Source organism: uncultured Shewanella sp. (assembly GCF_947491715.1).
GTDB lineage: Bacteria > Pseudomonadota > Gammaproteobacteria > Enterobacterales > Shewanellaceae > Shewanella.
Window position 1 is genome coordinate 1 of sequence record NZ_CANLKR010000013.1, and the last position, 26,204, is coordinate 26,204.

Genomic DNA, 26,204 nt, shown 5'->3' on the forward strand with positions numbered 1-26,204 from the left:
ACACAAACAGTAAAACACAAACAGTAAAACACAAACAGTAAAACACAAACAGTAAAACACAAACAGTAAAACACAAACAGTAAAACACAAAAAAATAACAAAATAACACATAGTTAATACATTCACGCCAAAAAAAAATTGAGTTTACTCAGACTCCCCTCCTCTCAATTGCTTATCTCAATCTTAAATTTTATCAAACGAAATATTTTTCTCATCCGAAAAATCAAATTAACCATCTAATATAATTAAATTTTTAACTATTATATTAATGAAAGTCTTATTATATTACTAATATTCTCCAAGATTTAATTTGTGTCTAATCGATTTTTTATATTCGAATAATCGATAAAAGCCGCTGCAATTAATTTGTTATATCGATAATAATTACCTGCATAAATTACTACGAAATATTGGCTTGGAGATTCATTATGAAACTAACTAAAAGTATGGCCTGCTTATCAATCGGCCTCACACTCAGTGCGCAAGCAGATGTGATCACCCGTGACAATGGTGCCCCAATTGGCGATAACCAAAACTCTACAACCGCAGGCAGCAATGGTCCCGTACTACTACAAGATGTGGCTCTCATCCAAAAACTTCAGCGTTTTGCACGTGAACGCATTCCTGAAAGAGTGGTACATGCACGTGGTACTGGCGCGTATGGTGAATTTGTTTCAAGTGGAGATTTTAGTGAGCTCACTCGCTCTGCACCTTTTGCGCAAGCAGATAAAGTCACTCCTGTTTTTGTTCGCTTTTCAACAGTCATCCATTCCAAAGGCTCACCTGAAACCTTAAGGGATCCGCGAGGGTTTGCCACTAAATTTTACACTAATGAAGGCAATTGGGATTTGGTAGGAAACAACTTACCCGTGTTCTTCATTCGTGATGCCATTAAATTTCCCGATATGGTGCACTCATTAAAACCATCACCAGTCACTAATTTACAAGATCCCAATCGATTTTTTGATTTTTTCAGTCATGAGCCTGGTTCAACCCACATGCTCACTTGGGTTTACACTAACTTAGGTACCCCAGCAAGCTATCGAAAAATGGATGGTTGGGGTGTTCATGCTTACAAGTGGGTAAATAAAAATAATGACGTAAATTACGTCAAATTTCATTGGAAGAGTCAACAAGGCGTTAAAGGCTTAAATAGTAAAGAAGTCGCCAAAATTCAAGGGAAAAGTTTCAATCACCTAACCGATGATCTCTACACTGAAATTAATAAAGGAAATTTCCCTAAATGGGATCTATACGTTAAGGTGCTAAAACCACGTGACTTAACTAATTTCGACTATAATCCGCTCGATGCCACCAAGATGTGGCTGAATATCCCTGAAATTAAAGTCGGCACCATGACTCTTAATCGCGTACCTAATAATTTTTTTCAAGAGACGGAACAAGCTGCATTCGCTCCATCAAATTTAATACCCGGCATTGAGCCTTCTGAAGATCGTTTATTACAGGGCCGTATTTTCTCTTATGCGGATACTCAACTATATCGTTTAGGTGCCAATTTATCACAAATCCCAGTGAATCAGACAATTGCACCAGTAACAAATTACAATCAAGATGGAAAAAACAATAATGGCTATACACAGTCAAATGTGAATTACCAACCTAGTCGCCAAGTTGCTTTAACCGATGATGCACAATATAAAAGTGTCAACACACCAGTGAGTGGCAACATCCAACAATTAGCCATTAAAAAGCAAGATAACTTCACGCAAGCGGGTGTGTTATACCGAAGTTTATCCAAACAAGATCAAACAGATTTAATTGCGAACTTAGCAGGTGATCTGGGTCAAGTTAACAACCCTAAAATAAAATACATTATGTTGAGCTATTTCTACAAAGCTGATAGCGATTTCGGTCAACGACTCACTAAGGCAGTAAATGAGGACATATCCAAAGTTAAAATAATGAGCAAATAAACTCAATAAATTCAGTTCCTATAAAGAGCCTATATACTTAATGGCTCTTTATATTTCATCTCTAAATGAATAAGGGCAATTATTATGAGATACTTTTTTACTTCTCTCATCATCATTAATGTGATCTTATTTGGCCTAGGTAATATCGTACAAGCCAAACCGGTTAATATCCCTGTACAGAACACGGCCGCGAGCAACACTAATGACGCTGATATTAATCAACTGATTAATTATTTTTTTGCCGCAGCAAGAACAGGTGACAATACAGTAATAAATCGCTTTTTAGAAGCAGGCTTTCCTATCAATCAAGTCAATAATCAAAGTTATACATCATTAATGGTTGCAGCCTATAATGGCCAATACAAAACAACACAATTATTATTACAACATGGCGCCAATGCATGTATACAAGATAAACGAGGCAACACCGCCATTATGGGGGCCCTCATTAAGGCTGAAGTGAGTATTGCCCGTCTACTTTACGCCCAAAAATGTGATGAGACATTAACCAATAAATCAGGTTTGACTGTTGAAGAATTTGCACAATATTGGGGACAATCTGAAGCACTGAATGTGACTCAATAATAACAAGGAACCAACATTAATAACGCTCAATCATTAATGAGTCCCTCATTCAAAAGTAAACAAGCAAGATACTGTGTTATTGAGAGCGTATTTTATTATGTAGACAGCATCAGGAAAAGTTAAATGCCAGCACTTGCAAACAAAACAGAGCAAGGATCCCGGCTAGGACATCATCAATCATGATCCCAAATCCCGCATGAACATGTTTGTCTAACCAACGTATCGGCCAAGGTTTTAGTATGTCAAAAAAGCGAAATAACCCAAAACCGATCACCAACCATAACAAGCCAGCGGGCGCAGCAATCATAGTGATCAATAAGCCAATGATTTCATCCCATACGATAGCGCCATGATCATGCACTTGCATATCCTTTGCCGCTTTACCACAGATATAAACGCCCGCAATCGTCCCCACAACAATACAGAGTATATACACAGAAAAACTTAACTGCATCATCAATAAGTACAGGGGGATCGCTGCTAATGTACCAAAAGTGCCTGGGGCTTTCGCTGCTAAACCTGAGCCAAAACCTAGCGCCAAGAAATGAATAGGATTACGTAAGGATAGACGTAATAATGCTTTATCTTTAGAAAGTAAATTCATTTAAAAGTGCTCAAATCCATAATGAGTGGTTTCAAAATCTTGTCCGTTACGCTGTAATGTTAATTGCTCACCCGTTGTGATTTGACCAACCTTAGAAAATGTCACACCCGCTTGGGCCAAAGAGGTTTCTAATGCGCCTTTTTGCGATTCAGGCACCGTAAACAGTAATTCATAGTCTTCTCCTCCAGTTAAAGCATAGCTTAACGCATCATCAAGAGAAACCACATTTTGCAAAGCAGCCGACAAGGGTAATGCATCTACATCAATCACCGCCCCCACGTGAGAAGCTTTAATGACATGCTTAAGATCAGAAACTAAGCCATCAGATAAATCAATAGCACTCGTGGCTAATTGACGTAAAGACTGGCCAGCTAACACGCGAGGAGTCGGGTAGTAATGCCTTTTTATTAAATAGGCCTCATCCACAGCATTCGCTGTAATTTTACCTTGTAAAATAGCTAAGCCTAACGCGGAATCGCCTAAGGTACCTGTCACATAAATCCAATCCCCATTTCGAGCACCACTTCGTGTTAACGCTTGATCTTTACTCACTTTACCATTTATGGTGATACAAATACTTCTCGGGCCGCGCGTCGTATCCCCCCCAATCAAAGATACCCCATAATATTGAGCCGCTTCAAATAAACCATCACTGAATTCACCCAGCCAAGATTCATCGACTTCAGGCAATGTGATGGCCAAGGTCATCCAAGCAGGTTCTGCTCCCATAGCCGCTAAATCCGATAAATTAACCGCTAATGATTTGTACCCTAACGCATGAGCAGGAATATCTTTATAAAAATGCACACCTTCCACTAACATGTCACAAGATATCGCAATCGATTTGTTTTCTGTTGCTTCTACTAGAGCACAATCATCACCAATCCCTAAGCTAACATCTCGACGCGGGGAAGAACGACTGGTAAAAAAGCGTTCAATTAATTGAAATTCTTTCACAATAGCAATCACATTTATAAAATATTAAGCTAAAAAAAACGGCATCCTTAAGATACCGTTTCCATTTATTTTTTACGTCCCACTATCTTATCAAGTATTCCATTGACAAATTTATGGCCGTCTTCAGCACCAAAAGCTTTCGTAAGCTCTATTGCTTCATTAATGGCCACTTTATAAGGAACGTCTTTACGATAAGTTAACTCAAAAGTCGTTAATCGTAAAATGGCTTTTTCAACCGGATCCACTTCGTCTAGTGGACGTTCCAAATGAGGAGCAATAAGCTCATCTAATTGGCTTTTCTTCGTCGCTACTCCCGTGAATAACTCACGAAAATAAGCGACATCAACGCCCTCTACAACATGTTCAGTTAAAAATTCATGTTCAACATCGGCAACATTGTTACCACTTAATTGCCAAGAATAAATAGCCTGAACGGCTAAACGGCGGGCCTTGCGGCGCTCAGAAGGCTTCATTACTGGTTCCTAATCTTACAACTGTGCTTCAAGTTCTTGCAGTACGTTAACCATTTCAAGCAAACTTAGTGCAGCTTCGCTGCCTTTATTGCCAGCTTTAGTACCAGAACGTTCAATCGCTTGCTCTATGGTATCTGTAGTTAATACGCCAAATGCAACGGGAAGATCATATTCAAGTGCAACTTGAGCCAATCCTTTATTACATTCACCTGCAACAAAATCAAAATGGGGAGTGCCACCACGGATCACTGCACCCAGTGCAATAATACCATCAAATTTAGCACTTGCCGCCACACGGCGAGCGGCTAAAGGCAGCTCAACAGCACCAGGAACACGTACTACAGTGATATTTTCATCTGCAACTTGTCCAAAGCGCTTAAGTGTATCCACCGCCCCTTCAAGTAAACTTTCAACAAGAAAGCTGTTGAAACGCGATATTACAATCGCAACCTTGGCATTTTTTGCTTCGATATTACCTTGCACTACGTTCATCATTCTACCTAAAATTAGCTTAATTACCCAGCATAAGGGCGGAGAAGGCGGTATGATACCACAGCCATCCTCAGTGATCCTTATGCAATTTATATGAAATCTGTTAACTGACTTTTTATCATCCCTAAGACTTGGAATAACTCAAATCAAAAGACAATTAATCTGCAATATACTCTGTGACTTCTAATCCAAAACCTGAAAGTGAATGATAACGCTTAGGCGAGCTCAACAAACGCATTGTTGTCACGCCAATATCCGCTAGAATTTGCGATCCCACTCCCACACGCCGTGACGTCCCCGTCCATTTAGCGGAGCTTGGAGCTTGGCCGCCATCTTCTGCCGCAAAGGCTTTTACTTTTGACAGAATATCATCATTAGTTTCATGGTTAGCCAATAACACTAACACACCACCTTCTTGAGCAATACGCTGCATGGCCTTATCAAGTGGCCAGCTACGCTGCTGATTCCTTTCTGAATATAATAAGTCATTAAAGGTGTTTTGCAGATGCACCCGCACTAATGCACCTTCCTTCACTTCACCTTTCACTAATGCATAATGCAGCTGGTTGTCAATAGTGTCTTTAAAAGTGATCATTTCAAACTCACCGAAACGCGTAGGTAATTGGCACTTACCTTCGCGAACAACCGTCGTTTCTTTCGTATTGCGATATTCAATTAAATCGGCAATAGTGCCCATTTTGATGTCATGTTTTTCAGAAAAAACTTCTAAATCGGGACACCTCGCCATTGTGCCATCTTCATTTAGAATCTCAACAATGACGCCAGAAGGTTCAAATCCTGCTAAACGCGCTAAATCACAACCCGCTTCCGTATGACCTGCACGAATAAGTACGCCCCCTTCTTGAGACATTAAGGGGAAAATATGCCCAGGTTGCACTAAATCCGCCGCTTTGGCATCTTTGGCAACAGCCGCTTTGACTGTCACGGCACGATCTTGAGCTGAAATGCCGGTCGTCACCCCTTTTGCGGCTTCTATTGATACCGTAAAGTTAGTCGAAAACTGCGCATTATTATTACTCACCATTAAAGGAAGGTTTAACTGCTTACAGCGTGCTTCTGTTAACGTTTGACAAATCAAGCCTCGACCGTATGTGGCCATAAAATTAATTGCTTCAGGTGTCACGCAATCAGCAGCCATAATAAGATCGCCTTCATTTTCACGGTCTTCGTCATCCATGAGGATCACCATTTTTCCGAGACGAATATCTTCGATGATCTCTTCTATACTGTGTAATGCCATTAGTCGAACCTTATCGTTATTTAGCTACGAAACAATAATGTGTTATTCATTATCTTCACGAAATCAATAAACTCTCATCGCCGTAGACCAGTCATTAAAAATACATTTCTATTAATTTGCTATCAAAAAACTATCTACTTCAAGAAACCAGAGCGTGCTAACAAATCCATTGTCACCCCCTCTCCTCCACTAGAAGCGGCATTGTCACCACTAAACTGCATCAACCTTTCTAAATGCCGAGCAATCAAGTCCACTTCAAGATTAACACTGTCACCCATTTTTAAATCAACCAGCGTGGTTTCTGCGGCGGTATGAGGCACTATGGTTAGCCGAAATTGATGCTCAGCCACTTCGTTCACCGTTAAACTCACACCGTCTATGGTTATCGAACCTTTATGAGCAATATAACGAGAAAGCTCCTTGGGCGCACTCAACCAAAACTCAATGGCCTTACCTCTAAACTGTCTCTCATCGACTTGAGCGACGCCATCAACATGGCCACTCACCATATGCCCCCCTAAACGCGTCATAGGCGTGACGGCTTTTTCAAGGTTCACTTTTGTGCCCACTTGATAATGAGCAAAACCTGTTAGTTCAACGGTCTCTGCTGAAATATCGGCAACATAGCCGTCATTTAAGCACTCAACAACCGTCAAACAAACGCCATTAGTGGCAATACTGTCACCTAATTTCACATCGCTTAAATCAAGCTTCCCACTGGCCACCGTTAAACGAATATCTCCACCACGACGTTCTATTTTTCGCAATGTTCCAACAGACTCAATAATTCCAGTAAACATATTAATTACTCAGTTTCTAGGGCCTGTTGATCTTTCGTGGTTAAATTATGTCCGAGATAAACGTGTTTTAATCGCGGCGGGAGGGGTGACGCCTAGTGACCTAAGCAAATGCCTCCCAACAAAGAGTAAAACACGTTTAGCCGGATCCTACGGACAGCATTTGTGGCTCCTTTCTACGGCGTTATCGCTCATTTATGTAGAATAACTACACCACACAAGCTCTGCCTTGTATAAAGAACCCACAATCTGCTGCAGAAATCATCACCAAAGTTCAACAGGTCCTCGGTAAATCCACAATCAAAATAAGCATTAATCACTTTCTTCACTAACTCAGTTTGAGCGTTAAACGGGTATCCAGTCCCACCTTACGTTCATCAACTAATGTCATTGAAGGCAACATCGCCATTGAGCCATATTCAGGTAGTGATAATAAATTTCGTCCTTTATCGCCGAGTATTTTAATCGCTTGATAAAGCACCAGTTCATCGGCTAAGCCCTCGGCCATAAATGCTCCTGCTAAGGTCGCTCCCGCCTCGACTAGCACGCTATGGCATAAGGTGCTCAAATGTTCTAATAATTTCGCTAAATCGACGCGTCCATCAATCGAGGGCAATAATAGATGACTTACATAATCAGGCCATGCTTGACGAACCTCATCTGGATAAGGGATACAAGAGACCAGTAAAATAGGGCTTTGAATGTCAAATAACGCCATTTTTTCAGGCAATCTTGCACGACTGTCCAGTATCACTCGAATAGGCTGTATTAAATCATTTTCAGATAATGCATGGGTTAATTCCCCCAGTTCATTATAACGCACATTTAATTGAGGATTATCCGCTAATACCGTTTCAATGCCCGTCACCAGCGCCCCATGTCTTGCTCTGAGTCTTTGTACATCGCGGCGAGACTCAGGTCCTGTGATCCATTTTGATACCCCATTAGACAAAGCTGTTTTACCGTCTAAACTTGCGGCAAGTTTCACTGTCACCCAAGGTAATTTTTTGGCCATAGACTTCATAAAACCTTTATTCAGTTTTATCGCCTCTGGGCCTAATAATCCCACAGACACTTGAATACCCGCATCTTGTAACATCGCAATGCCACGTCCTTTCACTTTAGGGTTAGGATCTTCTGTTGCGATCACCACTCGAGTGACACCAGCCTGAATTAACCCCTTAGCACAGGGAGGGGTTCTGCCGTAATGACTACAAGGTTCTAAAGTGACATAAGCCGTACAACCTTTGGCTTTAACGCCGGCTTGAGCCAAAGCATGGACTTCAGCATGAGGGCCACCCGCTTTGATATGATATCCTTCTCCTATCACTTCGTCGCCTTGCGCTAATACACAGCCAACACTCGGATTAGGCCGAGTAGTATAAATACCTTTACGTGCTAAGGTTAACGCACGACTCATCATCTTAATATCTTGAATTGACCACATTTTTAATCCATGTCACAAACCCATACTTCACTCTATATAGCAAATGGGTATCAAAGTTTACCTTAAATACAATGCCAGATACTTATCCCTAAGCCTTTTGACACTGTACTCATTTTTGTAATTTAGCAATCGCATCACCAAATTCAGACACATCTTCAAACGCTCTATACACTGAAGCGAACCGAATATACGCCACCTTATCGAGATCCACCAGCTGATCCATCATTAAATTACCAATCATTTGCGACTTAATTTCACGCTCACCTGTGGCTCTTAAGGTCGATTTAATTTGCGTAATGGACTTTTCAATTTGATCCATCGACACAGGTCTTTTTTCTACCGACCTCAACATTCCCGCTCTTAACTTCGCTTCATCAAAGGGTTGTCGGCTGCCATCTTGTTTCACTACGCGAGGCATAACCAGCTCAGCCCCTTCAAATGTCGTGTACCTCTCATGACATTTCACACACTCTCGGCGGCGGCGTACCTGATGACCATCAGCAACCAACCGTGAATCAATAACCTTTGTATCCGTTGCACTACAAAATGGACAATGCATTCAAGCCTCCAGCCAATTAACAATCCAAACCTACCGGCTTGAGTGCCGAATTAAATAAAAAAATAGCCGCATAAATGCGGCTATAACAGTTTACCTTATTTACGGTACTTATTTAACCATTAAAGAAGCTTAAGCATAAACAGGGAACTGCGCACATAATTCCAAAGCTTGCTGCTTAACGCGCTCAATCGTCTCTGTATTGCTGATATCATCTAAAATATCACACATCCAATTTGCCAATTCTATCGCCTGTGCCTCTTTAAAACCACGACGGGTTATTGCCGGTGAACCTATACGTAGACCTGAAGTCACAAAAGGTGAGCGAGGATCGTTCGGTACCGAATTTTTATTCACGGTAATATTGGCAAGTCCCAATGCCGCATCGGCATCTTTACCTGTGATATCTTTATTGATCAAATCGAGCAAAAATAGATGATTATCTGTGCCACCTGAGACAACATTAAAACCACGTTCAATAAAAGTATTAGCCATCGCTTGTGCGTTAACCACGACTTGTTTTTGATAAACGGTAAATTCAGGTTCTAATGCTTCTTTAAACGCCACCGCTTTAGCTGCGATAACATGCATCAAAGGTCCACCTTGACCACCAGGAAACACGGCAGAATTTAATTTTTTATAAATCGCTTCATCATCAATAGCCGATAAAATGAGTCCACCACGTGGACCGGCTAAGGTTTTATGCGTGGTCGTTGTCACGACATGCGCATGCGGTAAAGGACTGGGATAAATACCTGCCGCCACTAATCCCGCTACGTGTGCCATATCAACAAATAAATAAGCACCGACTTTATCCGCTATTTCACGAAATTTAGCCCAATCAATAATGCCTGAATAAGCACTAAAACCACCGATGATCATCTTCGGCTTATGCTCAACCGCTAAACGTTCAATTTCAGCGTAATCAATTTTACCTGTGGTTTCATCAATGCCGTATTGCACGGCATTATACAATTTGCCAGAAAAACTCACATGGGAGCCATGGGTTAAATGACCACCATGGGCTAAGCTCATGCCAAGCACGGTATCGCCACCTTCAAGTAACGACATAAAAACAGCTGCATTGGCTTGAGAACCAGAGTGAGGTTGCACATTGGCATAAGTCGCACCAAATAGCGCTTTAGCACGGGAAATAGCCAATTCTTCAGCAATATCCACATACTCACAACCACCATAGTAACGTTTACCTGGATAGCCTTCCGCATATTTGTTGGTTAACTGTGAGCCTTGTGCTTCTAACACACGAGGACTCGCATAGTTTTCAGAAGCAATAAGCTCAATATGCTCTTCTTGACGACGGGTTTCATTTTCTATGGCTTCGAATAATTGGGGATCGAAATCCGCAATATTCATGTCTCTTTTCAGCATTGCTCACTCCAGCTGTCAATTCTCTTGATAAGGTTGCGCGCTATTCTACTCCGCAATTGAACACAATCCCAGCCTTAACACATGAAAATACCGCCTAGTTAACCTGATTTTGATTCAAGTTGCGTAGCAAATAACAAACTCAATATTCGCCTGTAAAAACAGTGCAAGTATTTTTCTTTATAACCCATCAAAATCAAAATAGACAAAACGATAAATATCACTATTAGTCAAAATCTTAATTAAAACCCAATTCATTAGTAAACTAAAGCCAAACCTCAAAAGTAAACCACATTTTCACTCCACCGGCTCGACTAAATAAAATTGTCGCTAACAGGCTTAGTGTGGCACCTTTTTAAAGCTGAACTTGAGTCAATCCATGTCAATATGAGAAGATGAGATCATCACTATTCATTACCATGGAATTCAAATGGCTCAGTTTGTCTATAGCATGCTGCGGGTCGGTAAAATTGTCCCCCCTAAAAAACAAATTCTAAAAGATATTTCCCTTAGTTTTTACCCTGGCGCCAAAATTGGTGTGTTAGGCCTTAATGGCTCAGGTAAATCGACACTGTTAAAGATTATGGCTGGACTGGACACCGAAATAGAAGGTGAAGCCCGTCCTATGCAAGATCTTAAAATTGGTTATTTACCACAAGAGCCAAAACTCGATCCGCAGCAAACGGTTCGAGAAGCCGTTGAAGAAGCCGTATCTGTAGCTAAAAATGCCCTCACTCGCCTCGATGAAGTTTATGCGCTTTATGCCGAACCTGATGCCGATTTTGATGCCCTTGCGAAAGAACAAGGCCAACTCGAAGCCATTATTCAAGCGCAAGATGCTCACAATCTAGATAACGCATTAGAGCGAGCCGCCAATGCACTTCGCTTACCTGATTGGGATGAGAAAATTGCCGTGTTATCGGGCGGTGAGCGTCGCCGTGTGGCAATTTGTCGCTTACTGCTTGAGCGCCCTGACATGTTATTACTCGATGAACCCACCAACCATTTAGATGCAGAATCCGTCGCTTGGTTAGAGCGCTTCTTACAAGATTATACCGGTACGGTTGTCGCTATTACCCATGATAGATATTTCTTAGACAATGCAGCAGGCTGGATATTAGAGTTAGACAGGGGTGAAGGTATTCCTTGGGAAGGCAATTATTCATCTTGGCTTGAACAAAAAGATGCGCGTTTACAACAAGAGTCGGCCACCGAAAGTGCTCGTCAAAAAACCATTCAAAAAGAACTTGAATGGGTGCGTCAAGGCAGTAAGGGTCGACAATCTAAAGGCAAGGCTCGTATGGCTCGCTTTGAAGAATTAAACACCAATGATTACCAAAAACGAAATGAAACCAATGAGCTATTTATTCCGCCTGGACCTCGTTTAGGCGATAAAGTCATAGAAGTCACTAACCTGACAAAATCCTATGGCGATCGTATTCTCATTGATGATTTAAGCTTTTCAGTACCAAAAGGGGCAATTGTCGGCATTATTGGTGCCAACGGCGCAGGTAAATCAACCCTGTTCAAAATGATTTCAGGCACCGAGTCCCCTGACAGCGGCAGTGTTGAACTGGGTACATCAGTCCAAATTGCTTCGGTTGAGCAGTTCCGTGATTCCATGAATGATAAGAACACAGTTTGGCAGGAAATTTCAGATGGGCAAGATATTATGCGCATCAATAATACCGAAATCCCCAGCCGTGCTTATGTTGGACGCTTTAACTTCCGCGGAGGAGACCAACAAAAAATCATCGGCACCTTGTCCGGCGGTGAACGCAACCGAGTGCATTTAGCCAAATTGCTTCAAGCGGGCGGCAATGTCTTATTACTCGATGAGCCAACCAATGATCTAGATGTCGAAACCTTAAGGGCACTAGAAGAAGCCCTATTGGAATTTCCCGGTTGTGCCATGGTGATTTCTCATGACCGTTGGTTCCTTGATAGAATTGCCACCCATATTCTCGATTATCGAGATGAAGGTAAAGTCAACTTCTATGAAGGTAATTACACTGAATACTCTGCTTGGTTAAAAGACACTATGGGTAGCGATGTTGTTGAGCCCCATCGTTTACGCTATAAACGCATGAGTAAATAAACAATAATTGTTATAACCAAACCACTTGAAGATGCCTGTTTTCAAGTGGTTTAATCATTTAATTCAATCTCGCTGGCTTACCTTTCTGCTGAATACTGGGTTCTAAGGTTAACCCACCAAAAATATCCATTCCAACGGGCCTAAAACGAATTTCCCCACAACGCCGCTCGATTAATGTCGACAACTGCTCAGCATCAGGATAACGGGCCGATAATTGCTTTCTAAATCGATAAATATGGATATTCATGTGATTTTCGCTTTGGCCTAACATCTGACAGAGTACGGTTTTATCTAACCAACCTTTTTCTGCATCACAAACGCCCAATTGACTGTCTTCGAGTGATTTACGCGCCAATAATAAGAGTACGTAATGATGATTACGCTCGCCTAAATCAATAGGCGTCTCATCTAATAAAAGCGTGACCGACACATGTTCTTCATTTTGACTCACATCAAAAATAAAACGAATATCTTCAAATAGTAACGGCTTATCATCATTTACAATATCCGTCTCAATACTCGCCGTACCATCCACAAAACGCCATTGACACTGAGAGGTGCCGACACAATCCCCTGTTTTTAAAGCCACAGTACCGGCTTGGGTTTCACATAACCATTGGCCTTGAGAAGGATAAATCGACACTTCAGGGGAGGCTTCCGATGGCAACACCGTAATTGCACCAAGATGAATGGTCTCTAATCCTAAGGTTAAGGGCAATAACACACTCTTAGGTGCGCTTAACTCTTTCACGAACCAGCCTTCCACATTTAAAGAACCAAATTTAATGATATCACCTTGGGTTAATGGAGTTTTACTGTTTTTTTCAAGCCGCTGGCTGTTTACAAAAGTGCCATTGGTACTGGTATCTTGTAAAATCCAACGCTCTCCATCCCAAATCACAACCGCATGTGTTCTAGAGGCCTCCATATTAGTTAACTGGGTCGCAGCGGTAGGATGACGACCAAAAACATGCTGAGGTTGTAATAATACGCTATTGCCTGTGGCTTCATTAAACATGCTCGCCATAATCTCTCCCTAACTGGACTCATTTTCTACTGAATTTTATTACCCTATATTATGTGAGATCTGATTAAAGTAAGCTATTACATCCTATTACATCCTATTACATCCTATTACACTTGATACCCATCATGTTAAATGTACAGCCAATGCTGATTTATCGATGTTTCATTTAGGGCCTGCTGTCTGTACTTTAATGCTACGGGTAATTGATATAAACGCTGATTGCCCAGTTGTGGCCAAATATGGCATAAACCAGGTACCATGACTTTCACCGTTTTCAGCATGATCTCACCATGACTGTAATTATAAACACTGATCTCAAACCCTAACGTTTTAAATCTGGATACCAGCGCCTCAATAATCTTATCCAATGTCTGATCTGCTTGGTCAATTATCGGACAACAAACACTATGTCTATGCAGGTTTTCTTGAGCTTGCCCTTGAGGATAAAGGTACTTTGCATCGATAATGGCATTAAAATCAAATGGCGCACTGTGTCTATTGGCAATGAGCTGTAATTGACATAACTCTGTCAACGCACGCTCAGCGGCTATTTCAGGCTGTAAATGACAGCCAAAGCCTAAAATAAACTGCCCAGTCAACACATGTTTCCCTATTGCGGCCATCACAGGTACACCCAGATCATGGGTTAAGTCTAATACCCAAAAATCATACCCCCCGTTACGGGCTTGTTGATTGACAATATCCTGATTATCAATATTATCCCAATCCTCACTATTTCCTGTACTTGATGATAACGTCACTTTCAATTTATTAAATCTTGCCTGATCAATACGCGATAAATCAAACTCAGGACACACTAATCGGTTATACCACCAAATCGCCACCGCATCTCGTTCAATGAGTTCAAACAAACCTTGTAAAATGGCTTCTTCAACGGTATTTCCTGCAGCGCAACCATTAGAATGCCATCGACCATATTGCATATCATCAAAGGGTAACTGACTCGCCCCTAAACTCATGGGGAAATAGACCCACTCATTATGAGTTAGAGACCAACTGGGTAACCAATGAATGGCTTGTCCCTTATAACGGTTAACGGAGTGATCTTTGTCTACTTTTGTATGTTGTTTCTGCTCAAATGCATCATATTGAGACTCACTAAAAGGATGCAAGCAATGAAAATCAAAATACCGCAGGTTAGCCGCTTTCAGTGCTTGAAGGGAGCATCGCAATACAGGTAACTCTTTTTGATAAATCGCGCAATAACGCTCAATGGCTTCCGACAGTCCACTGGCTTTAGATTGTTCTGTACACACCCCTTTACCTAGACAAATTTGCACAAAACGCTCATTAGCCTCACTATTTGTTAAATTAAGGGGACGAAAAAAGCCCGTTCTATAAACATGAATGGGATGACTGCTCTTTTGATTTAACTGGGTTAAATGATTAATCACACCCGTGATAGGACTCACTAATGTCATTAAACGATTAACGCTGCAACGCGCATTCACCACTCTTAATCCCCCTTCGACATCAGGACAACTCAACTCTTGCGCCAGATGAATAGGAGATTGCAGATCCGGGTAAAATAGTTCACGGCTTTTTAATTCATGGTTAACAGGGTGAGATAAAAAAGTATTATGCTCAGGCTCATATGCCCAAAGCACGTCCTCGTCCAAGGTTAACTGCTTAGCTAACAGTTGACTCACCTTGTTCGCCATTCGAGCCAAAAAACCCTTTTGCTGATAAGACTGATTCAATACTGACATGTCTGCACATACAGGATAAACATGACAAACATGAGGCCATTTGAGTTCAAGCCATTGCTTAATGGGCTGATTAGCCAGCAATCGTCTTTGAAAGCGCAAAAAAAACTCAATGTTTTTTAATGTAAAACAAGGGCTAAGCCATAACCTGTCAGGATCAATTTGCACCACAAAAAAACAAGAGCTTAAGGTTAACTTGACCACGCGAGGATCCAGCATGTCATCCACTAAAACAAGACTAATCTCTAACGCTTGCCACCCCTCAACCAGCGAACCTAATTCACGGTAAAACCCTAACATCCATTCATCGACTATTCGCTTAGGCAATGCCGATAAACTCAGGAGTTGAATTTTATCGGTAACGCACTTAATCAGTGGCTTAATACGCTTGTCTTGTCGATACTCAGGCTGGCAATACTCTGGTTTACAATACTCTGGCACCACATTGTCTTCAAGCAGGAGTGATTGATTGATCAGTTGGGTCACTTGTTCATCAAATTGCATCATAGCCTTACGCACAATAGCAACATCAATAGACTCATAATGCCTTTTAATGCACTGATAAATTCCCCCCATTTTACTTTCATCTTTAATCAAAGCAAAAAAAGGAAATTGCTGCGCCGTTAATAGCCACTGCTGTGTTGATGACACCAAAAAAACATCATCATTTTTCAGCACATAAACATTAAACTTAGGGTGCCATTGAATACTATTGGCGAGAGTGGCGCCAAGTTGACACAATGGAAAGTCTACAGTATTCGGCGCCTTCTCATCCCAAATAGCATCAAGCATCATCTAGCGCTCCCTCACACACTTCCCCTTTTTGCATTTCTTTATCAGCATCTTGGCCTGCTGGTATCGAATCCTGTTCACGTTGAGCATCATCCATGGCGAGTTCATAAAAATCCCTTCCGTTATTTTCAAGAATATCAAGCCGTTCTTGAGCCGTTAATTCGCAGAGCTGCTCTTGCATATCCAATGTCGAAAAATGCTGATGATCCGGATGAGGAAAATCACTACCAAATAGCAATTTTTTGTGGCCAATCACATTAATGACTTCGGACAGACAAGGCTCTCCCAACTCAAGCGTCACCCAACATTGGCGTTTAAAATAAGCGGAAGGCCGCATCTTAATATTTTCATCCACTAGGCTTGGAAACTCTGGAAAACAAATATTATCTAATCGCCATAACCAATGAGGTACCCATGAAGCACCTGCCTCTAAGAAACCAAACTTAAGACGAGGATGACGCTCAAAGACACCTGACTCTAATAAAGACACAAAAGCCATTTGCGCTTCCATGGGGTGAGAACACGCATGCAATGCAAACCTGGAATGAAAACGATCTGTGCCAACGGTCGATGCATGCAAATTTGTCCCACCATGAATAGCAATGGCAATGTTATGCTGCTCAGCCATTTCCCAAAACGGCGCATAATCTCTGTGACCTAAACTTCGCTTGGCGATCACTTCAGGCCTCAAGGTAATCGCTGTCCAGCCATTGTCGATGACTTGAGTGAGCTGCTTTAATAGACTATCAGGTTGATGACGACTGATAAGCCCCACCGCTTTTAACCGCTGCGGATCCATTGCACAATATTGCTTTAACCAACGATTATAGGCATCGGCATAAGCCAAAGACACCTCAGCTGGAAGTAAGGCATGATTCACAATATACATGGCAAAAGTGGGAAATAAACAAGCCCATTGAATTTGAGCACTATCCATACTGTCCAATTGCGTCGATGCTGACATGGCGTTAAGCCGTTGTTCAATACTGCGATTGTTTAATTGGCTACTGGCAAGTTTTAATGCACTCCCCCAGTGAAACAACAAAGGAAAAGGTCCAATGGCAAAGGTGGGCAATACCGGCAATGTTTGCCCACTATGATTGACATGTGTCAACGACTCAGTCACTTCTTCAATTAAATGAAGGGGAAATTGCTTAAATATAATAGGATCAACATATTTGGCCCACATTTCAATGGGCTCAATGACATGCCTGTCAGCATCATAAAGAATCATTTGATAACATCCTTATTTTATTATTCTTTGGTAATTTACTAGCGGATACAAAAAGCCTTTTTTCCAACGTGCTAAAAGGCTTTTTTCATAGAGTGATTAACAGCAAGTAAAAGGGTAGGAATTACCATCATCATTGTAAGCGGCTAATGCGATAGGAAGCATCGCCTTATCACTTTGCTTTGTATTAAGGTTGTGTGGCTTTTTCGGCTTACCAAGTGAAATAACATTCGCGGGGTATTGACTATCACAATCACATCCACTCTTAAGATCAAACCGTTTATTATCTTTAAAATTGAGACTAAAATTCCAAGGATTATTATAACCAAACCACTTAGATAAAATCGGCGTTTTATCTAAAAAATTTCCCTTTCCATTTATAATATTAGCTTTGAAATCATCATCTTCCCAATAAAGTGAAATGGCCCGTAATACCACAGCCGAGAAGTCTAACAAATCAAAGTCTGCAACTCCCATGGTCAATAGACTGGGAATAGGAATATGCTTTTCATTAAGTAAATCAATAATCACTTGCTGACTTGCTTCATCAAACAACATTTCAAAGTTAGATTTTATTTTTCCCATAAAAGTCGGAAAAATAAAATTATACTTTGCTAAAGCTTCCACTCTATGATCAACACCTGGATCTTCTGGAAAATAAATCATTAAACGATCGTCGTCTCCTACCCAGCGACCGGTTTTAATCGGATCCCAATGTAAATCATGTCCATCATCCTTCAAGAAATTAATCACTAAATTTTTCCATGGATTAATAAACTGCTTCGGCGTACCTGAATGATCCTCTAAAAACGTTAAAATATTAGTTTCACCTTCTTTATAAAATGAATCTGAAAACTTAGGGTCAACCCATGATTTTGCCACTGCCGATAAATAAGCTGTTTTAAAACTTAGAATAGTATTACTCATAGCTCACCTTATTTTTGATAAGTATTATTAAATAACATCAAGTTTTCTCACCCATTGTTTTTTTATTAATAATGCTTCTTTTAAAAATAAATAGGCTTTTTGCTTTTTCGCTAATTCAATCGATGCATGTAAGAGCGCCTCTCCCCTCTCACACGGCCCTTTCCCCTGACTAAACAACACCAATGCCAAGGTGTTTTTTACAATAGGCAACGCTGCCTTCTCATTGTTTTTAATAGATTTATTATAAGATAGCTCCATTAATGATAACGCTTCATCAAAACGAGATTGAGCCAGCAATTTTTTAGCAATAAAATGAATGTACCAACCCGTAGCAAAATCATAATCGGATCCACATAACTTCATGACACTCTGCTTGGCTTTATTTAAATTCCCTTTTGCGGTTTCAAGTAAAATATCAATATAAAGGGTATAAAATACTGGGTTGTCAACTTGGTAATATTGCCGATAATAATTCTCACAAATATTAATCACTTCATCATCATCCCCCTTGAAGCTCATACACAAAGCATAAAAAATGTGTGACGCAATACAAGACACTGAATAATGACCTTCACCAGATAAGTTAACCGCAGAATGCGCTAAAACAATGGCTTTATCCAATTGATCAATATGTAAATAAGATAAAGATAACATGCCCAAACAATAAGGTTTAAAGTCGGTATTGTTTTCCATAAACAATTGTTGTGGCACCGATTCATATAAAGCTATCGCTGCTTCAAACCGTTCAATGGAATGATGAAAGCTGCCCGTTAACTGATAATTTTGCGCCAGAAAGCACAAAGTCGGTACATGATACTCTTGGAAATCAGCTACATCATAACGTGTCAATAATGCCTCACCTAATGCTCTTGCCTCTTGATATTGAGAGGAATGATGCAAATGCAAAAAATGCAGAAATTCACTGGTCATCTTCAATCGATGACACAAAGGGGCATCACTTTGTTGCATACTTCTTGAGAGAGTCGGCAAAATACGCTGAATATCCGCACTCCATCGCTGAGCGTTCTCTGAAGTATAACTGTTCACCACCAGCTCCGAAGAAAGGCTCATCTGATAACATTTCAATATCGATAAGTCTCGAAGATCAGGCTCTGCTATGTGTTCTATCCACACTTGTAATTGAGTAGACAAGCTTAACACTTCCGCATTTGCTCCCGCGACAGCTAAGCGATTTAATGCCATTAGCCCCTGAGATGTCGCCTGGCTAAAAAGCTCTGCATGAGCAAAATGAAGTGCTACCTCCATTGCATTAGGCACTTCAGTTTGCAGTAATTCATGGGCGATTACACCATGGAAGTGTTTTTTATTGCGGCTATCGATATTTGCGTAAGCCGCTTCACGCACCAAAGCATGTTTAAAAATATAACGATCGCCTTTCACTTTCCTCAATTGATAGATTAATGCTTGGCTTAATAACTCATCAATATCATTCTGTACTTTTTCTTCTGTGCGATCCGACGTTGAAACCAGTAAAGCATAATCAAATTCACGACCGATACAAGCCGCCAATTGCACCGTCTCTTTTGCATACACTAAAGCATCCAATTTTTGCTGCAAAGAGTCCAGTAACGTATGGGGAATGTCAGATAAAGCCGCATCACTCACAAAATCCACTTGCCCATTAAGCACTTGTATCCATTTTTTATCCCGCAGCATGTTAACCAATTCTTCAATGAATAATGGAATACCATCGGTACGTTGACAAACAAGTGCTAATACCCGCGCCGCCACACTCTCACGCTCAAACATACTTTTGACAATATAATGAGTTTGCGTTTGTGTCAGTCCCACTAATTTCACTGGTGTTATCTCTTTCCCATCCAAATATTGCGGCAACTCTTCCCTAGAAGTCATTAATACGGTTATGCTTCCGCCAACAAGTAAGGTATGCTGAAATAAAGAAGCCAAAAACTCCACACTCGTCGGATCGCTCCAATGTAAATCTTCAAAAATCAACAAAAAAGGTTTGTCATCCTCTTTATCATCAATATTCAGTAACAGAATAAGTAAGACATTAAACAAAATTTTTTTCTGCTCATCGGGGTTTAACTCCATCACGCATTGCCCCTCAGGTAAAGTGAACCCTAACCAGATCCACAAAACAGCGATACCTTGTTCTGTATCAATTTCATCATATTGATTTAATATGGATGTGAACTGTTGAATAAGGCAAGTGGAAGACGCTCCCTCAACCGCATAGGCATGTTTTAGCGAAGATAAGATAGGGTATAACGCATTAAATTGATGCTCTGGTAAACACTGAATAATGATTGGCTGGTGTGTCATTACTCCTTGCCTTAATTCGAACATTAAACGTGATTTTCCTATTCCTGCTTCACCATAAATAAATGCTGATTTTCTCTCTTGGGCTAAAGACAATAACAGTGCCATTTCTGGCTCTCGGCCAATGAAATCATGATATTTTCCATTAACCCTAAGAAAGCTAAACGCTTCAACCTTACGCTCACCGATCAATTGATAGAAAGCACTATATGCTCCCAAAACATCACTTTCTGTTTTAGTTACTGCAAACTCAATATGATTGCCCAGCAGTCGTTCACTGGCTTGAGTACATAATATTTGTTGTGGCAAGGCATGACGCATTAACGCCATAGCACGATTGATTGTATCCCCCTCAGGAACAGAATCTCGATAATGGGTCACCACGCCCGTATTGATTGCCATTCTGACTTGCACTTCAATACCGACACTCAACTTCAATAAAGCATTGCATTTATTCAATCGACTGCTTATTTCTAATGCCGTACGCGCACATAAACGACTGTCATTATCACTCACTTTCGGGTAACCAAAATAAAACAGTTGAGTATCTCCTAAATCCCCAACATGAAAAGCACCATAGCTCACGGCAACATTTGAGCATTGTGATTTTTGATCGCGATGAATGGCATCAATGACTTCTAAGTCCAACCGATCTTCAACAACAGACACAATATTTAAACATAAGCATAATACTGAGATCTGTTTGCGCTCAATCAAACCACTAAAAGCAAAGACATCAAGATCCAATTGTGTTTCATCATGATCCACCAATTGAGCAGACGCGGAAGGAGGCAGCGCTTCATGCGCCTCTTCCATTGAAGGGCTAAACTGCCCAACCAAAGATAGAAAGTTTAACTGATTCAACTCATGATAAATGTCAGTTGCCACACCCGCCCTATCTTGCACTTTTTTATTTAAGACACGACGTAATAAATTGGCAACGGGATGACCCGCTAACGCTGCAGGAATAGGAACATTAGACTGACTCAATTGTTTATGAAAAATAGAGGCTAAATTAGAGCCAGCCATCACAGCCTGCCCCGTTAAACATTCAAGGAACACCAGCCCCCATACATACAAATCACTTTTAACTGTAGGTGGCTCCCCTCTTAACTGCTCCGGCGCACTGTATGAAGGTGTCCCTAAAGTTTCTTGAGTTAATGTCAAGCTGACATCATCAGCTTGACGGGCTTCATTAGTGAGCGCCCCAATACCAAAATCAAGAATTTTGACATGGTGGTTCACATCCGATTTCATCAACATGATATTGGCAGGCTTAAGATCTCGATGGATCACGCCTCGCTCATGGGCATGAGACAAAGAATCGAGTATTTGAGACATCACATTAACCGCTTGTACTGGCCTCAGTGGGCCTTGCTCAAATAAGACTTCTTTTAAAGATCTGCCATCAATATATTCAAATACTGCGAAAATCAAATCATCATCAATACAACCCTTATCGAGTAAACGCACGATATTGGGGTGAGAAAGACGACTATTTAATTGCGTTTCACGATCAAACCGAGCAAGATAACGGTGACGCTTATCTTCATCAAAATCTGACACTAACGTCAAAAATTTAATGGCTACAACTTGATCAGTTTTAATATGAATCGCGCGATAAATTTGTCCAAAGCCCCCCTGACCAATTTTATCGAGTAATTTATAATCTGTGGAATGAAATTTTGCTGGAATATTGGAATTGGGTAACTGACATAAGTTCATTTTTCTGCGCCTCTCAAATCATGACAAATTTGCCAGAAAAGGTAAGACTCAGCCCCTAACTTATCTAAAACTAGTTAAACCTACAGGATAAATAAGGTAATGTAAACAATATGTAACTTTAAGCGAGAAGTCTGCAATCTCAAAGTGCTATTGGCAACCTTATCGATAATTGCTTCGCAAATTGATTAATTTGATCTCTGACTCGACGAAATTCATCTATTACTTGACTCTCTGTCCCCAAAGACAAACTAGGATCCTCGAAGCTATAATGAATTTTTTTCAAGTTATGAGAAAATGTGGGGCACATTTCATTGGCTCTATTACACACAGTAATAAGGTAGTCAAACCTCATATCTTGATAGTCATCTATCAAGTTAGACTGATGATCAGCAATATCAATATTGACTTCTTTCATCACACGAATAGCTATCGGATTCACTCCATGAGTCTCAATACCAGCACTATATACGTTAAAACCTAAATACTGCTTTAAGAAACCATGTAGCATCTGAGATCGGCATGCATTCCCAGTACAAACAACGAGAATATTCATTATTTACCCCTGTAAACCATTACAAAATAAATGTGTCGCAGAATGAGTTGGGTGATTAAATATTTTGTCATTACTGCCACTTTCAACAATACACCCCCCCTTTTCATTCACCCAACACACACAAACTTGATCAGCAATACGCCTTGCTTGGCCTAAATTATGTGTCACAATAATGATGGTCACCTTCTCTTTTAATGTTAATAGTAAACGTTCAATACTTGCAGTAGAAAGTGGATCAAGTGCACTGCAAGGTTCATCAAGTAACAAGATATCCGGCTCTAAAGCCAATGAGCGTGCAATACACAGTCTTTGCTGTTGCCCACCAGAGAGCATAAAAGCCCCCTTCTTTAAATCCTGCTCAACTTCGCTCCACAAATTAACCTCTCGCAGTACTTTCTCTACTTTTTGTTTCAAAATGGACTTCTTAGTAATACCGTACTGACGTAAAGGAAATTGAATATTATCCTCAATTGAAAGAGGAAATGGATTAGGCTGTTGAAAAACCATACCAATGCGTTGTCTGAGTATGCTATCTGGTATGGTATCAATATTGACACCATCAAGCTTAATCTCTCCTTCTACGCAACATTCAGGCACTAACTTATGAATACGATTAATGGTACTTAACAAACTACTTTTACCACAGCCTGACGGGCCAATAAGCGCTGTTATCTTCCCAGGCTTTGCGATTAACGAAGCATTATTGATAGCTTGTTTATTACTATACTTAATAGATAACTGATTGATTTCAAGACTAGCGGCAGCAGTTTGTCCAATCAAGGTTTCACTCTTTTTCATCAATCGACTCAAAAAATGCATTTTCCTCTCCTTATCTTGAATGCCGAGTTAATCTATGACTTATTCGTCTTGCTAATATATTTAGCAAAATTAATAAAATCAGTAAGAAAGCTGCCGTCGTTGCCGCATTCTGTTGGCCACCAATCACATTCATAGATAAATCATAAATATGAACAGACAATACACGCCCAGAGTCATGCAATGTGCTCGGCTCTCTAGTCACATAACCTGCGGTATAAATAAGTACCGCAGTTTCAGCAAGTGCCCTTCCCACACTGATAATTAACGCGCTGATCACGCCTGAACTGCTCATAGGTAATAATATCTTTGCGATATAGGCTCCAAGTGATATATTCAATGCCTCTGAGGATTTCTTGTATTCACTGGGTACCGCTTGAAAAGCTTGCTCTGAAATAAGAATAAATAACGGCAGCACCATACAAGCTAAACTTAATCCTCCCGATAAGATAGAAAATCCCATCTTAAAATAAATAGCAAACATCGCGTATCCAAATAAGCCAAACACAATAGAAGGCACAGAAGATAAAATACGTAAACTCAGTCGAATAACTTGACCTTTTTTACTGTTCACCTTTAGGCATTCGCTCAAATATAACGCACTGCCGATGCCCACAGGGATCACGACTAAGAAACACACAAAAAGCACCCAAAAAGTCGATATTATGATGGCGTAGATCCCGCCTTGGGTGCCAGCATTCGTTGGGTTATTCAGTAAAAAATTAAACGTTAAGGAAGGTAATCCACGATAGAGTACATCGAGTACAAGCATTAAGGGTAACAATAAACATAAACCTGCCATCAACCAAATTGTGAGGCGCCAAAACCACTCAAAGACATAGACTCTATTGTGTATATTCATGCTTATATCGACTCACAATGAGAACTAAGAAACTAGTCATTAATAACAAGATAAAGCCACTCACAAATAATGCAGAACGATGGATATCCATTGCATAAGACATCTCTAAAGCAATATTTGCCGTTAACGTTCTGACAGGATCAAAAATTGAATGCGGAATTTGAACGACATTTCCACAAACCATCAATACAGCCATGGTTTCGCCTAAGGCACGACCAAGTTGCAATATCATGCCCGAAAAAATACCAGGTGAAGCGGAAGGTAAAATAATACTAGAAATAATACTGTAACGCGGTAACCCCATTGCATAGGCAGAAATATAATAATCCTTTGGCACTGCTTCCAATGCGCTATCTGCTGTAATCGCAATAAGTGGCAAAATCATTAATGCCAATACTAAAGTACCCGCTAATAAACTGGCACCAGGAGGAGCAATTTGATTAATAAAGGGCACGATAACCAATAAGCCCCAAAGTCCAAAAACAACAGAAGGAACCCCAGTTAATAACTCCGTTATCACACGGAAAAAATGAGCAATCCATTTAGGTGCATAAAAACGTACAAAAATAGCCAAAGCTAAACCAAAAGGGATGGCAAGCAATATTGCACCTAACGCCGTATAAAGACTCCCCACTAACATGGGCACTAGATTAAAATGCTGACTTGCAGGATCCCAAGCATCACTCGTCAATAATTGTATAGGGGAAACATTGACAAATAGTTTCCCACTTTCCCATGCTAAAAATATCACAATAAAAATGAGGATACCGCCCGATATCCAAGCAGTAAATCGCAACATCGATGTCAACATCCACGGCCTATTCATTGCGCAACAACAAAAAATTGATCATGAACAATCGGCAACACAATTGACGATTGCGAAAATTGAATAAATTGCTTAACAGCTAAAGAGGGCTCGCCTAAAGTGACTAAATTAAGCTCCCTCATCATTGGAAATGTATGGCTTTTTAACATACGAATCGAAGCTTCTATGTTATTCATTGGCAATAACTTAATGGGAGCATCATGATTAATTTCAAATTGAGCCGCGCCGATGGATACATAAGCTATTGATTGTGGTGATTGCATTACCGATAAAATGGCATGCTGATTATCCCCAATAATAATATCCGCTTCTACATCACTTTCATTCAATTTAAAATAATCTAAAAACAACTCTTGAGTTGAACGACCCGCAGCCTTATGAATAACGGTGATCGCTCGATCATCCCCTCCTAACTCTGCCCAATTGTTCACTTGATTAGCATAAATAGCTTGAATTTGTTGACTATCTAAAGACACGATAGGATTATCTCGATGAACAATCATAGCAATACCGTCTAGAGCAATAACATAAGAAGATAAGTCCGCCTCACTTAACTTCAATTGCCTTGATACCATACCAATATCGGCCATACCGGAACGGGCATCAGCAATACCACGAGATGACCCCCCAGTTTGTACATCAATATAGACATTGGGGTGCTGTTTCTCATAAGCTTCTGCCATTAGGCTAACCAAAGGAGCGACGGTACTTGAACCGGTTATCGTAATCTTTTCTTTAATATTTTCATCATTAGGCTGGCAACCGATAATGAAAATCAGCACTATGACTAAATAAAATGATTTCATTTTGTTATTCCATATTTA

General features: G+C 40.5%; 22 protein-coding genes. 3 read left to right on the forward strand and 19 right to left on the reverse strand.

Annotated elements, in window-relative coordinates:
* Positions 1-428: 428 nt before the first annotated feature.
* The gene (locus tag Q0779_RS10730; RefSeq protein ID WP_298772461.1) at positions 429-1,934 is read left to right on the forward strand and encodes a catalase; all 1,506 of its coding nucleotides are present in this window, start codon (positions 429-431) and stop codon (positions 1,932-1,934) included.
* 84 nt (positions 1,935-2,018) lie between these two features.
* Entirely contained in the window at positions 2,019-2,519 is a 501-nt protein-coding gene (locus Q0779_RS10735) for an ankyrin repeat domain-containing protein (RefSeq protein ID WP_298772463.1), read from the forward strand.
* A gap of 109 nt (positions 2,520-2,628) precedes the next feature.
* On the opposite strand, the gene Q0779_RS10740 is transcribed toward Q0779_RS10735, so the two are convergent.
* The 9 genes from Q0779_RS10740 to glyA form a co-directional block, all read right to left on the reverse strand.
* Positions 2,629-3,123: a phosphatidylglycerophosphatase A gene (locus Q0779_RS10740; protein ID WP_298772465.1), complete on the reverse strand. Its 495-nt coding sequence runs from the start codon at positions 3,121-3,123 to the stop codon at positions 2,629-2,631.
* Positions 3,124-4,080, reverse strand: coding sequence for a thiamine-phosphate kinase (thiL, locus tag Q0779_RS10745; RefSeq protein WP_298772467.1), 957 nt, complete (start codon positions 4,078-4,080; stop codon positions 3,124-3,126).
* Between the two features lie 65 nt (positions 4,081-4,145).
* Positions 4,146-4,553: a transcription antitermination factor NusB gene (gene nusB / locus Q0779_RS10750; protein WP_298772469.1), complete on the reverse strand. Its 408-nt coding sequence runs from the start codon at positions 4,551-4,553 to the stop codon at positions 4,146-4,148.
* A gap of 15 nt (positions 4,554-4,568) precedes the next feature.
* Positions 4,569-5,045: a 6,7-dimethyl-8-ribityllumazine synthase gene (gene ribE / locus Q0779_RS10755; RefSeq protein WP_298772471.1), complete on the reverse strand. Its 477-nt coding sequence runs from the start codon at positions 5,043-5,045 to the stop codon at positions 4,569-4,571.
* Positions 5,046-5,202: 157 nt separating this feature from the next.
* A complete protein-coding gene (gene ribBA, locus Q0779_RS10760) occupies positions 5,203-6,306 on the reverse strand; it encodes a bifunctional 3,4-dihydroxy-2-butanone-4-phosphate synthase/GTP cyclohydrolase II (protein ID WP_298772473.1) in 1,104 nt (367 codons plus the stop codon).
* Between the two features lie 134 nt (positions 6,307-6,440).
* On the reverse strand, positions 6,441-7,106 hold the full coding sequence (locus tag Q0779_RS10765) for a riboflavin synthase (protein WP_298772475.1): 666 nt from the start codon (positions 7,104-7,106) through the stop codon (positions 6,441-6,443).
* Positions 7,107-7,431: 325 nt separating this feature from the next.
* The gene (gene ribD, locus Q0779_RS10770; RefSeq protein WP_298772477.1) at positions 7,432-8,550 is read right to left on the reverse strand and encodes a bifunctional diaminohydroxyphosphoribosylaminopyrimidine deaminase/5-amino-6-(5-phosphoribosylamino)uracil reductase RibD; all 1,119 of its coding nucleotides are present in this window, start codon (positions 8,548-8,550) and stop codon (positions 7,432-7,434) included.
* A gap of 109 nt (positions 8,551-8,659) precedes the next feature.
* Complete coding sequence (gene nrdR, locus Q0779_RS10775; RefSeq protein WP_298772479.1) at positions 8,660-9,109, reverse strand: transcriptional regulator NrdR; 450 nt, start codon at positions 9,107-9,109, stop codon at positions 8,660-8,662.
* Positions 9,110-9,238: 129 nt separating this feature from the next.
* A complete protein-coding gene (gene glyA, locus Q0779_RS10780) occupies positions 9,239-10,495 on the reverse strand; it encodes a serine hydroxymethyltransferase (protein WP_298772481.1) in 1,257 nt (418 codons plus the stop codon).
* Positions 10,496-10,922: 427 nt separating this feature from the next.
* Between glyA and ettA the strand changes: the two genes are divergently transcribed.
* The gene (ettA, locus tag Q0779_RS10785) at positions 10,923-12,590 is read left to right on the forward strand and encodes an energy-dependent translational throttle protein EttA (protein ID WP_298772483.1); all 1,668 of its coding nucleotides are present in this window, start codon (positions 10,923-10,925) and stop codon (positions 12,588-12,590) included.
* 58 nt (positions 12,591-12,648) lie between these two features.
* Here ettA and Q0779_RS10790 read toward each other — a convergent pair whose 3' ends face one another.
* The 10 genes from Q0779_RS10790 to Q0779_RS10835 all read right to left on the reverse strand — a co-directional run bounded on the left by Q0779_RS10790 (position 12,649) and on the right by Q0779_RS10835 (position 26,186).
* Entirely contained in the window at positions 12,649-13,617 is a 969-nt protein-coding gene (locus tag Q0779_RS10790; protein WP_298772485.1) for an FHA domain-containing protein, read from the reverse strand.
* A gap of 128 nt (positions 13,618-13,745) precedes the next feature.
* On the reverse strand, positions 13,746-16,139 hold the full coding sequence (locus tag Q0779_RS10795; RefSeq protein WP_298772486.1) for a YcaO-like family protein: 2,394 nt from the start codon (positions 16,137-16,139) through the stop codon (positions 13,746-13,748).
* Positions 16,129-17,370, reverse strand: a complete 1,242-nt coding sequence (locus Q0779_RS10800; protein ID WP_298772488.1) for an amidohydrolase family protein — start codon at positions 17,368-17,370, stop codon at positions 16,129-16,131. Before Q0779_RS10800 ends, Q0779_RS10795 begins: the two co-directional genes overlap by 11 nt.
* Positions 17,371-17,466: 96 nt before the next feature.
* Positions 17,467-18,294: a BMA_0021/BMA_0022 family TOMM bacteriocin gene (locus tag Q0779_RS10805; protein WP_298772490.1), complete on the reverse strand. Its 828-nt coding sequence runs from the start codon at positions 18,292-18,294 to the stop codon at positions 17,467-17,469.
* Between the two features lie 27 nt (positions 18,295-18,321).
* A complete protein-coding gene (locus Q0779_RS10810; RefSeq protein WP_298772491.1) occupies positions 18,322-22,323 on the reverse strand; it encodes a TOMM system kinase/cyclase fusion protein in 4,002 nt (1,333 codons plus the stop codon).
* 139 nt (positions 22,324-22,462) lie between these two features.
* Positions 22,463-22,876, reverse strand: a complete 414-nt coding sequence (locus tag Q0779_RS10815) for an arsenate reductase ArsC (RefSeq protein ID WP_298772493.1) — start codon at positions 22,874-22,876, stop codon at positions 22,463-22,465.
* Between the two features lie 3 nt (positions 22,877-22,879).
* On the reverse strand, positions 22,880-23,695 hold the full coding sequence (locus tag Q0779_RS10820; protein WP_298772495.1) for a phosphate ABC transporter ATP-binding protein: 816 nt from the start codon (positions 23,693-23,695) through the stop codon (positions 22,880-22,882).
* Between the two features lie 10 nt (positions 23,696-23,705).
* Positions 23,706-24,554, reverse strand: coding sequence for a phosphate ABC transporter permease PstA (gene pstA, locus Q0779_RS10825; RefSeq protein ID WP_298772497.1), 849 nt, complete (start codon positions 24,552-24,554; stop codon positions 23,706-23,708).
* Positions 24,538-25,353 carry a phosphate ABC transporter permease subunit PstC gene (gene pstC, locus Q0779_RS10830; protein WP_298772499.1) on the reverse strand — a complete coding sequence of 272 codons (816 nt, stop codon included), beginning with the start codon at positions 25,351-25,353 and terminating at the stop codon, positions 24,538-24,540. Before pstC ends, pstA begins: the two co-directional genes overlap by 17 nt.
* A 23-nt stretch (positions 25,354-25,376) precedes the next feature.
* The gene (locus Q0779_RS10835) at positions 25,377-26,186 is read right to left on the reverse strand and encodes a phosphate ABC transporter substrate-binding protein (protein ID WP_298772502.1); all 810 of its coding nucleotides are present in this window, start codon (positions 26,184-26,186) and stop codon (positions 25,377-25,379) included.
* Positions 26,187-26,204 lie beyond the last annotated feature (18 nt).